Genomic DNA, 12,935 nt, shown 5'->3' with positions numbered 1-12,935 from the left:
AAAAGTCTATAGTTGAAGAGTGAAACTTTTTTTAATTAAATTCGACTAATATTATGAAAACGGGGAGGGGACGAAATGGACTCCGTTTTTCAACGCATCTATAATGACTATCACCAAGACCTATTTCAATTTCTATATTATATGGTACAAAATAGAGAACATGCTGAAGACTTAGTCCAAGAAGTGTACATTCGGGTTCTTAAGTCATACGACCGCTTCGAAGGAAAAAGCAGTGAAAAAACTTGGCTTTTTTCGATTGCCCGTAATGTAGCGATTGATTTTTTTCGAAAACAAAAAAGCTGGAAAAAAAGAATTTTAGATTCATTTGATTGGGGAGAAAATCAAATCAAGGACAAGGAGCCTATACCAGAGGATGTCGCCGTTCAAAATGAGGAAATTAAACTGATGTATGAATGTCTTCAAGAATGCTCGGTCGATCACAGGTTAGTTCTTGTCATGCGTTTTATTCAGTCCTTGTCAATCGCCGAAACAGCACAAAGCCTGGGTTGGACGGAAAGCAAAGTGAAAACAACACAGCATCGGGCCGTTAAGGCATTGAAAAAAGCGATGGAAACACGGTTGGTAAAGGAGGGAAAAGATGGTGAGCAATTCTTCATGGGACGATAAAAAGATTGAAAATCTTTTGAAACAAATGCCCAAAGTAGAGGATTCCCGCAGTCCAAACGAGATTTATTACAACGTCCAAAAACAATTGAAAAAAGACAAGAGAAAATATTGGTATATCCCTACTGCAGCTGTTGCAGCAGTGATTCTTTTATCGTTCATACTTTATCCATCCATTTTTCCTAGCAACCATGCTTCAGAAAGTAAATTATTTATGGCTACAAAAGATGCGGCTGATCAGGAAAACAGTTATGAGAATACTGAATCATTCGAAGCGCAGGCTGAGGATTCAGGAGAACAAACAGAGGTTATAGAAGAGGCTGCTGAAGATAAAGCTAATCCGGGAATTAGTTCAATTCAGGCAATTCCTGATCAATCCGCCCTCTATCCAGAACAAGTTACAGACAATATGACTGCTATTACGTATGCTGTTCCTGATATGCTAGGACAAAATGTCATACCTGTTACAATTACCGTTCCAAATAAAGCTAATGAAACTTGGTTAGATCAGTACCAGAATAATAAGGATCATATTCCTTTTGAAGAAATGGGCTTAAACAGTAAATTGCTTCCTCTTGCAGGTGATATAACGATTACAGGAAGTGATAACTCAGCAATTGAAATAGATTTTCCAAAAGATCATCCATATGCAGTTGGTTCAACCAATAGTAGATCCTTGGAAAATTCTTTGAACTATACTTTGTCTAATACCACTTTTAATAAAGTTTTATTTTACACAAATGGTACACCTGGAGTTAATCTGGGTAATATGGGTGAACAAAAAGAGCAATTGGTAAACAAACAGACTAAACAGCCTTATTTTATTCTGCAAACCGAAGGTGAAAGTGATGCTCTTCTTACACCATATTTAGATGGTTCATACGCTACTGTTCAAGAAGCCCTCGAAGCTATGAAGGCAGACATTGATACGCATTCTCTAAAAGGACCACTTAAAAATTTTGCAATTGTTTCTGTAACAGAGAATGGAAAAGAATTAGTCATTGATCTGGGTAATACCAAAGTTGAAGAAACGGATGAGAATATGCTGGCATTTGAGTCGATTATGCTGACTGCTAAAAACTTCGGTTTCGAGACAGTTAATTTCAGGCATTCATCCCAACAAAACTTTGTTAGCTTTCAATTTAATACCAGTATACAAGTTCCTGTAGCACCCAATTATCTAGAACAATATTCAATCTTTGAACGCTAATTCAACTGAATTAGCGTTTTTTTTTATTTTTTCAAGAAGGAAATGACAAAATTGAATAGAAACAATAAGTAGATAGAAAATTAAGAAAACTTTACATTTTAATTACATCTGCATTCCTTTGGGTACTTTCTGTTCTATCGAGGGACTTGTTTTCATATTTCTAGTAAAAAGACAAGTAAGGGGGGAAGAGCTATGAAGGACTATATAAAGCGATTATTAATCGTTGCCTTAATGGCTTTTTTCATCTCACTCTTATTCTTAGGCGGGACAACCAATGCTGCATCTGAAGTTGATAAAGATGTGTGGCTTTGGCCGGCTGATGGCGTCATTTCTGACGAGTTTGGGACAAGGAATGGCCATCATTATGGCATAGACATCGCAGGCGAGTGGAATTCAAATGTTCATGCTGTATATGAGGGCAGAGTTGTTAAATCGTATTATTCCTATAGCTATGGACATGTAATTTTCATTGAGCATCCAAATGGGTATGAAACGGTGTATGCACATTTACATAAAAGATTAAAGGATGTTGGAGAATGGGTGAAAAGCGGTGAACTGATAGGAACCATGGGAACAACCGGAGGGTCAAGCGGGGTTCACCTTCACTTTGAGGTTCATATCTCTGACTGGAATTTTGCTAAATCGAATGTAATAAATCCTGAGGCTATCTATGGACAGATTCACATCGGACAGGAAAAAACATTCCAATCCAGATGGCTCTATGTGCAAAATATTTTACATCATCGAAAAGAAGAAAAATTAGAGAAAGATGGTTTATGGAAAAATCTTGAGGATTCAGAAAGCGTAAAAGAATGGCTGGATACAAAGATGGAACCATTTGCTGCCAAACGGGTTCAGTCTGTCCGTAATATCCCAATTAATACAGGAGTCTTTCTCACTGAATATGATAATCCCATTTCATCAACGATTGATTTTTCAGGAATCTTTTTACTTGCTGGATTACATAGAAGAAGAAAAGCTAATTTTGAATCAATGACGACGCTTTTGGTAAGTCAGGTAAAATGCAAATTAGTTTATATAATTTTGCCTAATCCCGAAAGACAGGTTATGGCTGTTTATCGTAAAAGACACGCTTACCATTCTATAATCAATCAAAAACTTTTATTTCTGTTAGCCCGATATAAAGCAAGAATCCGGTTATGGAAGTTTGGTTTTGAATCGTCGAAACGTTATATCCTCTTCCATATCAAACAATGTCAAATGAAGTTTCAGGCATTAAAATGTCGGATAATTCCTTTTATATCATGGGAAGATAAAATGCTTGAATTCAGAGTCATAATAAACGGAACATAGCAATAATTAAAGGAATCATCTTTGGATACTTATTTCTTCACAAAATCATTGGTTTCCGCTAATATAAAAGAGGAAATATTAAAAAAATGTTTATGATCTATCTTCGGGGCAGGGTGAAATTCCCGACCGGCGGTGATAAGCATTTGCTTTCAGCCCGTGACCCGTTTGGATGCATATCATCTAAACGGTGGATTTGGTGAAATTCCAAAGCCGACAGTATAGTCTGGATGGGAGAAGATGGGGGTTTCGAAAAGCGTTCAAGCTCTAAAAATGAACGTTTATTTGAGCTTTCACAAAAAGGGCTAGTCCTAAATGGACCTTGTCTCCTCCCAATCCATTTGAACTTGAACACAAATAAAGTTCAATAGAATGATGGATGGGAAGAGAAAGGGAAATTTACGGCAGCCCTTTCGTTTTGCTCAATTTCGAAAGCCTTCTTTTTCTTGAGGTAGGTCTACTTCGAGGAGGAAGAAGAAATGAGAGGTTCAAAGATTCAAAAGATGGCAGGAATTGGTGTGCTGTCGAGTATTGCGTATATTTTAATGCTGCTCAATTTTCCGCTGCCTGGTTTTCCAACGTTTTTAAAAATTGATTTTAGTGATATCCCTGCTTTACTCGCAACCCTTTTAATGGGTCCAGCTGCAGGAATCTTGGTTGAATTCATTAAATGCGGTTTAGATTACATTATTACTGGAAGTGAAACGGCAATCCCTATTGGGCAGCTGGCTAATTTTATTGCTGGTGTTATGCTTATTATGCCTGCGTACTTCATTTATAAAAAGATGCAATCAAAACTGGGTCTATCTGTTGGATTAGTTTCTGGAACATTGATAATGACCTTTGTGATGAGTTTGTTAAATTACTTTGTATTATTACCAGCTTATACGTTATTACTAAACTTTCCTGCCATGTCAACGGCAGAAATGAAATCGCTGATTACTGCAGCTATTATTCCGTTCAATATGATTAAAGGACTTATTGTAGCCGGTGTATTTTTGATTATTTTTACCCGTTTACAAAGCTGGATCCAAAAACAAAGTTTGAGTATGTAAGGTTATTTCATAATAAATATGAAAGAGACAGCAATGCTGCTGTCTCTTTCATGTTCTATTCAAATTTAGTTGGGTCCCCATCAAAAGGTTCGTCAGCCACTTTGATTGAATCAGTAGGACAACCTTCGAAAGCGTCCATCATATCATCCAGTAAAATGTCCGGTACTTCTACGACTCCTGTGTTATCATCAAGGGTCACATACGCGATTCCCTCGTCATCATAATCATAAATATCTGGAGCGGCTGCACCACAAGCGCCGCAGGCTATACATGTTTCTTTATCTACGATTGTATATTTTGCCATTATTATCCCTCCCGCAATCAACGCAATTATGTCTATGTGGTTATTCAATATTTGCAAGACATCAATCTGTCCATGTTTATAATTGTATATTTCGTTCCAAGACTTTTCAATAAAATTGTTTGTATACCCGGTTAACAATCCATAACAAATTCACCTGTTAACAGTAAGTAAGCCCATTTTCTTTCCACTCTATTTACTTCAAATCATGATACAATAGAGACGAGAATGACTTTCGTGTATAGGGTGATTTCCATTGGACCGAGATACGTATATAAAGGGTCTGTTGCTTTATTGTTTAAATAAGATTCAGGGGGAGCGTTCTATTTACGCGATCTACCATATATTAAAGGGGAAAAAATCTTCCCAAACCATTCAAGATTGCAGGTTATTTCAATTAGAATCCCTGTTTAACTGCTATCGTTCCCTAAAAAGAATGGATTTAGACAATTACATAGAACAGCTTATTGGATCACATGAAATTGAAACCGTGCATATTGAAAAAAAGCATTATGTCCTTACTCCTTATGGCAGCCAATCATTAGATAGATGGGAAACAGAGCTTGGATTGCCTCCTCATCTGAACGGAGCCTATTACGCTTTGTATGAGGACATTTTTTGGAAAAGACTCTCGCTAACGTTTCAAGTATTGTCAAATTTAGCCCATAACTGCAAACAATATATCCCGATTACAAGAGACGATCAGATTTTAAACTTTGCAAAAAAATGGTTGAAACAGCAAACATCTATTTCATCAACAATCGCTTATTTGTATCAGGAACTATATGACATGCTGAATCATCTTGATGACCTGCAGGCTACCATCTTTGTACATAAATTAACAGGATACAAAAAAATTGGGAAAACCGTTTTTCAATTAAGTGAAGCTTTACATATTAACTCTTTTTATGGTCAGCTTTCTTTTGTAAGTACCCTGCACTATCTTTTGGGAACGATTCTTAAGAATAAGCAAGCATATCCTGTCTTATTTAGTTTAATTGCTGATTTAGCGAAAGGAACTTCTTTTACGGATTCCACGTCTAAAACATACACACTCTTACAAAAAGGCTATTCAATTGAAGAAATTGCTGTAATCAGAGAGCTAAAACCAAATACAATTGAAGACCACATTGTAGAAATTGCATTGATAGATAAAACCTTTCCGGTTTGGTCATTTATTTCACCAGAGCTAGAAGAAAAAATAAAAAATTCGGTCGAACAATTACAGACAAAAAAATTGAAACTTTTAAAGGAGAAACATCCGGAAGCGAGTTATTTCCAAATACGCCTTGTTTTAGCAAGACAAGGGAGGACTATAAATGAAGCTTGATGAAAAGCTAAAGGAATATTTTGGCTTTACCCATTTTAGAAAAGGACAAAAAGAAGTTATTGAATCTGTTTTAAATGGATTTGATACGCTGGCGGTTTTACCAACAGGTAATGGAAAATCTCTTTGCTATCAGCTCGCCGGTTATATTTTGGGAGGACCAGTTGTTATCATTTCTCCATTATTATCTTTAATGCAGGATCAAGTCGAATCGATTCGGTACAGAGGAGAAAAAAAAGTGGCAGCGTATAACTCGTTTCTTACTAAGGAGGAAAAACAGGAGTTTTGGAAACGGATTGGACAATATCGTTTTATATTTTTCTCTCCTGAGATGATTACGTCGGACTATGTTCAAGCCCAACTGGCGAATTTACCGATATCTTTACTCGTTGTAGATGAAGCTCATTGTATTTCCCAATGGGGGTATGATTTCCGTCCGGATTATTTGCAGCTTGGCAGCGTTCGGAAAGCACTTGGTCATCCAACTGTTTTAGCGCTCACGGCAACCGCAACTCCAGAGGTTCAAGACGATATAAAACAAAAATTATTATTTAAAGAGAGACACAAAACTTTTAATGCAGGTATAAATCGCCCTAATTTACTTTTTCATGTTGAGCACACAGCTGGCATTCAAGAAAAATTTGAGTACACACTCACGTTTGCTAATCGTTTGCCTAAACCAGGAATTATTTATTTTTCCAGCAAAAGAATGGCTGAAGAGGTTTGTGACTGGCTCAAAGCGAATGGGCATGAAAAGACTAGCTTTTATCATGCTGATTTAGAATCGGATGATCGAATTTTAATACAGCAGCAGTTTTTGAAAAATGAATTAGATATCATTTGTGCCACTAGCGCATTTGGAATGGGAGTAAACAAAGAAGATGTAAGGTTTGTCATCCATTTTCAGCCCCCTTTACAACTAGAGTCCTATGTACAGGAAATTGGCAGGGCTGGAAGAGATGGAACAGAGAGCTATTGCGTCATGTTGTATGCTTCGCTAGACGAACAATTGCAGCATCAGCTTATAGATTACGAATTACCTTCAGAAAATGAAGTTGTATACTTTTTTGAATGTATAGAAAAAGGACAAGATCCAAAAGGAATGTTAGATGATAATGTTTTGCATGAAACACATGTAAGAATTTTATCCTTCCTGTACAAGAATATCCAGTTCAAGGACAGCAAAGAAGCGATTTCTAAGATTTTAAAATGGGTAGAGCAAAGACGAAAATTGAAAATTGAAAAAGCTAGAGCCATGATGAACTTTATTCATTCTAATCAGTGCAGACGAGAATTTATGATCCGATATTTTAAAGAGACGGCCATTGCACATCAGGAAGTATGCTGTGATAATTGCGGATGGTCTATTTTCTCAGCAGAACCTCAGCCTAGGCAAATCCAGCAAAGTGATACGTTTGATTGGAAGGCAGAATTAGCAAAAATGCTCGGGCAGCGGGAAGGATCATATATAAAATGAAAAAACAATCAGAAATTATTAAATCCTTGACAGACCGGCAACTGCTGTTAAATTTATACGTAACTCAAATAATTTTACTTATCATTACCATGATTCTGTCCTTTATTTTTTATGGGAACTTATCTACACTTTTTTCATTGATCCAATGGAATGATGGTTATGCTTATGTAATTGGTTTTACAGCTGGTGTTTTGGTAGTTGGTATAGATGTACTTTTGACCAAGCTTCTTCCGCCTGAATTTTATGATGATGGCGGAATAAATGAAAGAATTTTTCTGAAACGGCATCCTCTCCATATCCTTTTTTTAGCTATTATTATTGGCATAAGTGAGGAGCTGCTATTTCGGGGAATCCTGCAAAACACAGTAGGCTGGTTTTGGGCTAGTGTTATTTTTGCACTTATTCATTTTCGGTATTTAAGTCATTGGTATTTATCTTTAAATATTACAGTTTTAAGCTTTTTCATCGGATATGTTTATATTCTTTCCGAAAATTTAATTGCACCGATTATATTGCATATAACAGTTGATTTTTTGCTGGGGTTATTTTTAAAAATCCAAAAAAAACGGGAAAAAGAAGGTGTCATGAACATTGGAAATGGAACATAGACATCCAGAAGGCGTTGTAAAATCTGGGGGGAGCCTGCCACCCAGAAGTGTTGTTCATAAAAATAAGAGAAAAAATAAAAAAGTAAAAATGAAAGAGGAGAAACAGGAAAACAGGGCAGCGGATCAAGATGAGGAATCCAAAAAGAGAAAGCTGCAATATCCGCTAATTCGTCTGCTGGTTTTTCTTTTTATCTTATTGCCGCTTACCATTATTTATTTGTATTCCTATTGGATCAGTGAAAGGCACACAGAAAATCCAGCTTCACAAGAAATATATTTTGAACCAATTGAACTGAATGGTTCTAATGAGGAATAACATAGGCTCTAATATTCATACTCTTCGGGACGGGCTCATATATTTTTAATGAGTATTCGGATATGAGGAGGAGAATAATGGAGCCTTCAATATTAAATATTGGCGATTGGACGGATCAGGCGACAAAGCAGTTACTCCAATTAGCAGTTAATAAAAAAAGAAAGTTTGATAAATTTAAGAAGTATCATTTATTTTTTGTCTGGTGGACAGTTATTACAGCTTTTCTTTTTCTATATTACATCAATGAAACAGTGATTGAACCTTATGCAGATTCTTTTCAGCTGATGATATCTGCATTTGTTGATAACCCTATTCACTTATATATGGTATTAGTTGTAGGGGGCTCATTTGGCGGAATGAATGTGTTGAAAAAGAAAAGGACGAAAGCTGAGGATGAGTACCACGAATTAAGAAGGGAAATCGTGGATCGCAGTAAGGATTTGTGGAAATATGAAGATGCATGGAAGAAGCGCCATCTTGTTTTAGACATGATGAAAAAAGAATTTAATATAAATCTATACCATGAAACGAAATAAAAGCCTGATTGCAAGGCTTTTTTCATTTTTATGAAAATTTAATACGAATAAATCGTATTTCGGAAGGAAAAATTTTCATGCATGTTGAATACATTCTGATATGAAAGTGAAAGAGGTGAAAAATGGTGTTTGTAAAAAGTATAATGCTGCCAAAGCATAAATGTTTTACAGTGTCTAAAGACGAAAGTTTACAAGTCGCCTTAAAAAGATTAGAGGAACATGGTGTAGACGGGTTACCCGTATTAGACGGCAATAAATATGTTGGTATTATCACCAGATATTCAATTTATTCAAATTTCTTTACATCTAATTTAGACAAAAAAGTATTTTTATCAGAGACAACTGCAGAACAGGTAGCTAGCCATCAGGAGCAATATTTGGAAGGAAATGAGATATTTGAACATACCTTGTTAGCTCTGAAGGATTTTCCTTTATTAGCAGTTGTTGATCATGAGAAAAACTTTTTAGGGATCGTAACGCGGTTTGATGTCCTCGAACAATTCCAAAGTGCCTTTGGTATGAAGCGAAAAGGAGTACGTATTGCCTTTACCTCTGTTGAAACAGAAGGAAGGATTGCACGATTGTCAGAAATCGCCAGACAATTTCATGAATCCATTATCTCTCTTGTTACGTTTGATGAAACGGATAAGCTTGTCAGAAGAATTGTGATGAAAATCGAGAAAAAAGATAATATCAATAAGTTTATTCAAAAATTAGAGGATTCGGGTTTCCGCGTTTTAGATATTAACGAAGATGAGTAAACTTTACCAATTCCTTTCATAAACATAGGTTATGGGAGGAATTTTTTTATGCTTTCATTACTATTTAAAGGTCTTGCAGCTTTTTTATCTGCTTATACATTTATCCTCTTGTTTCCTGCTCCTTCCCCATTTCGGGTAGAAGAGTTTATCGGAGAATGCATTTTGAATCCTTCCGATTTTTTAGCCTCTATGATTGCTTTCTTAATCGGCTTCCTCTGTCTGGGTACATTGATTACAGAATTTATTACAATGTGCCGTTACAAAATCAAGAGAAAAAGTAAAGAGATGATGCTGCTCATTCTCTCCATCCTTTCCATTTTGTTTTTATTACAAATTGGATTTTGGCAGATTGTCATATTTTACGGCTTTGGAATTATCTATGGTATGATGTCTTTGAGAGAAAAGTCTGTTCAGGGAGGATAAAATGGATGCTCTCCTTTTTTATTATCATCATCATGATTGCCATTTTAATGGTTTTATATATGCTAAGAGAAGGTTTTGCGAATAGGGTTAAAAGGCATGCGCTTGAATTTACGGACTTTCCGCAAGGACAACAGATGCGGATCTTTTTTATATCAGATATTCATAAAAGGAGGATAACCGATAAATTAATTCGCTTGATAAAAGAGGAGATTGACGCAGTGGTGATTGGCGGAGACCTGGCAGAACAAGGCGTGTCATTTCAACAGGTGGAAAAAAATATAAAAGAATTAAAAAGATTAGGCCCGGTTTATTTTGTTTGGGGAAATAATGATTACGAAGTTGATTATCAAATTTTAGACGCCCTGCTCTTGCATTTAGGAGTCATTATTTTAGATAACAGGGCCATTCAGCTGGAATTTGAAGATGGGGGAAAGGTCTTGATGCTGGGGGTAGATGATATGAATGGCCGTAAAGACCGTTTAGATCAAGCTCTTAAAGAGGCGGATGAACTTGGTGAAGGCTTTCGAATTTTAATAAGCCATAACCCCAGAATTCTGTATAAACTACAGGAAAAGGATAAAATACGTCTGGTTTTAAGCGGGCATACGCATGGAGGACAAATCAGGCTGTTTGGATGGGGACTATATAGGAAAGGGAGAATTCATGAAAAAAATGGAGTCATTCAGCTTATTAGTAACGGCTATGGCACCACTAAAATCCCTTTACGATTGGGGGCTAAAGCTGAGACCCATATTCTTACCTTAAAGCGGCGAGAGCAATAAAAAACGAGACAATGTACCGTTTTATAAACTGTTCATACACTGTGTTAGAAGTCCGGTTTGGTTGGGAGGCTTCCTACATGCAGATTGAACAGCTTAGTACAAGTCAGTTTAGGGTATTTATTTCGAAAGAAGAACTTGAAGAAAGAGAGATCTCTTGTGATGAACTAGATAATTCTCGGGACGACTGGCATGACCATTTTTATGAACTGCTAGAGGAGGCATGTGATACGTTAGGAGTGGAAACGTTTCACCATGTATCCGTTGAGTTATATTCATTACAGCCACATGGGATCTTTTTAATGATTACGCTATTAGATGATGAGATCGTTAATCCTGTCGATGAGTCTTATATGACCAGCAGGGTACTTCAATTTCAAAACTTCGAAGATGTGGTTGATTTAGCCAGGAGATTCCCGGTTTCAAAACGTGTAAAGTCAGCCTTATATCAAATGAATGAGTTTTATTGGATTATACTTCACACCGAAAATATTGGCTTATTTGCACTGGCATATGAATATGGAAAGCCTTCACACATTACTGAATATGTATTAGAAGAATACGGAAAAAAAATAATGGGTGAAGATGCAATTGAACAGCTTAAATATTGGTTTTGCTAAACAGATTCATTAGCTCGCTTGTCAGCGAGTTTTTTTAATGTGAAAGATTTAAGGAATGGTGAAAAATCGAGGATTATGCAGAATACAGGGAATTGTTTGAAATGAAACGCTTTAAATTGTTCTTGCATAAAAATATTGAAGGTGTATACTAAGTCTTGATGGAAAGATTTCCTCATTTCAGATTATTAACATAGTGATTTCTTTAGGAGGATTACAAATGGTAGCCGACAAAGCTAACAAAAATACAGAGAACGACGATAAACTTGATGTTCTAAAATCCACACAAACAGTTATTCATCAGGCATTAGAAAAATTGGGTTATCCAGAGGAAGTATATGAGCTTTTAAAGGAACCTTTACGGATGTTAACTGTTAAAATTCCAGTACGGATGGATGACGGATCAGTTAAGGTATTCACTGGCTACCGTGCTCAACATAATGATGCTGTTGGGCCAACAAAGGGCGGAATAAGATTTCATCCGGAAGTTACAGAAAACGAAGTGAAAGCGCTCTCTATTTGGATGAGCTTAAAATGTGGAATTGTAGATTTACCTTACGGCGGCGGAAAAGGCGGTATAGTTTGTGACCCAAGAGAAATGTCTTTCCGTGAGCTTGAAAAATTAAGCCGCGGCTATGTTAGAGCAATTAGTCAGATAGTAGGTCCAAACAAAGATATTCCTGCGCCAGATGTCTTTACAAACTCTCAAATAATGGCTTGGATGATGGACGAGTATAGCCGCATTGATGAATTTAATAACCCTGGTTTTATTACAGGCAAGCCATTGGTTCTTGGCGGATCACATGGCCGGGAATCTGCTACCGCAAAAGGTGTTACAATCTGTATAAATGAAGCAGCAAAGAAAAAAGGCATTAACCTTCAGGGAGCTAAGGTAGTCGTGCAAGGATTTGGAAATGCCGGAAGCTTTTTATCTAAATTTATGCATGATGCTGGAGCGAAGGTTATTGGAATTTCGGATGCGTATGGTGCGCTCTACGACCCAAATGGATTAGATATCGATTACTTACTCGATCGCCGTGACAGTTTTGGAACGGTAACGAAATTGTTTAAAAATACGATCACCAACAAAGAACTACTTGAGCTAGACTGTGATATATTGGTGCCGGCTGCTATTGAAAACCAAATAACAGAAGAAAATGCTCATAATATTAAAGCAAAAATCGTAGTAGAAGCAGCGAATGGACCAACAACATTAGAAGCTACTAAAATCCTCACAGAAAGAGGAATTCTGCTTGTACCTGACGTATTGGCGTCTGCCGGAGGAGTAACCGTATCTTATTTTGAATGGGTTCAAAACAACCAAGGGTATTATTGGTCAGAAGAAGAAGTAGAGGAAAAATTGGAAAAGGTTATGGTTCGTTCATTTAATAATGTTTATGAAACCGCACAAACCCGCAGAGTCGACATGAGATTGGCTGCCTATATGGTAGGCGTCCGTAAAATGGCAGAAGCAAGCCGTTTCCGCGGCTGGATTTAATAGAAGACACCGAGTGTATAAATTGAAACATGATAATAAATCCCCTATCATAAAAGGTAGGGGATTTTCTTTGCCTCCGTATCAGGCAACGT

The 12,935-nt window shown here is 36.7% G+C and carries 15 protein-coding genes and 1 riboswitch; of the genes, 14 read left to right on the top strand and 1 reads right to left on the bottom strand.

Annotated features, from left to right (window positions below):
- Positions 1-75 precede the first annotated feature (75 nt).
- From sigX to MLE14_RS03260, 4 genes are all read left to right on the top strand, one after another.
- Entirely contained in the window at positions 76-627 is a 552-nt protein-coding gene (sigX, locus tag MLE14_RS03275; RefSeq protein ID WP_243296874.1) for an RNA polymerase sigma factor SigX, read from the top strand.
- Positions 602-1,834 (top strand): hypothetical protein, encoded by a 1,233-nt coding sequence (locus MLE14_RS03270; RefSeq protein ID WP_243296873.1) that lies wholly within the window; start codon positions 602-604, stop codon positions 1,832-1,834. Before sigX ends, MLE14_RS03270 begins: the two co-directional genes overlap by 26 nt.
- A gap of 192 nt (positions 1,835-2,026) precedes the next feature.
- On the top strand, positions 2,027-3,148 hold the full coding sequence (locus MLE14_RS03265) for a M23 family metallopeptidase (protein WP_243296872.1): 1,122 nt from the start codon (positions 2,027-2,029) through the stop codon (positions 3,146-3,148).
- Between the two features lie 95 nt (positions 3,149-3,243).
- Positions 3,244-3,391: riboswitch (FMN riboswitch) on the top strand.
- 233 nt (positions 3,392-3,624) lie between these two features.
- Positions 3,625-4,200, top strand: coding sequence for an ECF transporter S component (locus tag MLE14_RS03260; RefSeq protein ID WP_243296871.1), 576 nt, complete (start codon positions 3,625-3,627; stop codon positions 4,198-4,200).
- 55 nt (positions 4,201-4,255) lie between these two features.
- Here MLE14_RS03260 and MLE14_RS03255 read toward each other — a convergent pair whose 3' ends face one another.
- Positions 4,256-4,504, bottom strand: coding sequence for a ferredoxin (locus MLE14_RS03255; RefSeq protein WP_243296870.1), 249 nt, complete (start codon positions 4,502-4,504; stop codon positions 4,256-4,258).
- Between the two features lie 253 nt (positions 4,505-4,757).
- Between MLE14_RS03255 and MLE14_RS03250 the strand changes: the two genes are divergently transcribed.
- The 10 genes from MLE14_RS03250 to MLE14_RS03205 all read left to right on the top strand — a co-directional run bounded on the left by MLE14_RS03250 (position 4,758) and on the right by MLE14_RS03205 (position 12,843).
- The gene (locus MLE14_RS03250) at positions 4,758-5,831 is read left to right on the top strand and encodes a helix-turn-helix domain-containing protein (RefSeq protein WP_243296869.1); all 1,074 of its coding nucleotides are present in this window, start codon (positions 4,758-4,760) and stop codon (positions 5,829-5,831) included.
- Positions 5,821-7,305, top strand: a complete 1,485-nt coding sequence (locus MLE14_RS03245; RefSeq protein ID WP_243296868.1) for a RecQ family ATP-dependent DNA helicase — start codon at positions 5,821-5,823, stop codon at positions 7,303-7,305. Before MLE14_RS03250 ends, MLE14_RS03245 begins: the two co-directional genes overlap by 11 nt.
- Positions 7,302-7,913, top strand: coding sequence for a CPBP family intramembrane glutamic endopeptidase (locus tag MLE14_RS03240; protein WP_243296867.1), 612 nt, complete (start codon positions 7,302-7,304; stop codon positions 7,911-7,913). Before MLE14_RS03245 ends, MLE14_RS03240 begins: the two co-directional genes overlap by 4 nt.
- Positions 7,897-8,229 (top strand): hypothetical protein, encoded by a 333-nt coding sequence (locus tag MLE14_RS03235; protein ID WP_243296866.1) that lies wholly within the window; start codon positions 7,897-7,899, stop codon positions 8,227-8,229. Before MLE14_RS03240 ends, MLE14_RS03235 begins: the two co-directional genes overlap by 17 nt.
- A gap of 77 nt (positions 8,230-8,306) precedes the next feature.
- The gene (locus tag MLE14_RS03230) at positions 8,307-8,765 is read left to right on the top strand and encodes a YpbF family protein (protein ID WP_243296865.1); all 459 of its coding nucleotides are present in this window, start codon (positions 8,307-8,309) and stop codon (positions 8,763-8,765) included.
- Positions 8,766-8,890: 125 nt separating this feature from the next.
- Complete coding sequence (locus tag MLE14_RS03225) at positions 8,891-9,526, top strand: CBS domain-containing protein (protein WP_243296950.1); 636 nt, start codon at positions 8,891-8,893, stop codon at positions 9,524-9,526.
- 48 nt (positions 9,527-9,574) lie between these two features.
- Positions 9,575-9,949, top strand: a complete 375-nt coding sequence (locus MLE14_RS03220; RefSeq protein ID WP_243296864.1) for a hypothetical protein — start codon at positions 9,575-9,577, stop codon at positions 9,947-9,949.
- Between the two features lie 5 nt (positions 9,950-9,954).
- Positions 9,955-10,731 carry a metallophosphoesterase gene (locus MLE14_RS03215; protein WP_243296863.1) on the top strand — a complete coding sequence of 259 codons (777 nt, stop codon included), beginning with the start codon at positions 9,955-9,957 and terminating at the stop codon, positions 10,729-10,731.
- 77 nt (positions 10,732-10,808) lie between these two features.
- Positions 10,809-11,348 carry an adaptor protein MecA gene (locus MLE14_RS03210; protein WP_243296862.1) on the top strand — a complete coding sequence of 180 codons (540 nt, stop codon included), beginning with the start codon at positions 10,809-10,811 and terminating at the stop codon, positions 11,346-11,348.
- 217 nt (positions 11,349-11,565) lie between these two features.
- Complete coding sequence (locus tag MLE14_RS03205; protein ID WP_243296861.1) at positions 11,566-12,843, top strand: Glu/Leu/Phe/Val family dehydrogenase; 1,278 nt, start codon at positions 11,566-11,568, stop codon at positions 12,841-12,843.
- The last annotated feature ends 92 nt before the right edge of the window (positions 12,844-12,935 follow it).

The sequence above is a fragment of the Bacillus litorisediminis genome (assembly GCF_022808645.1).
GTDB classification, from domain to species: domain Bacteria; phylum Bacillota; class Bacilli; order Bacillales; family JC228; genus Bacillus_BF; species Bacillus_BF litorisediminis.
Note: the sequence above shows the minus strand (reverse complement) of the source record. Positions and strands in the feature narration are given on the sequence as shown.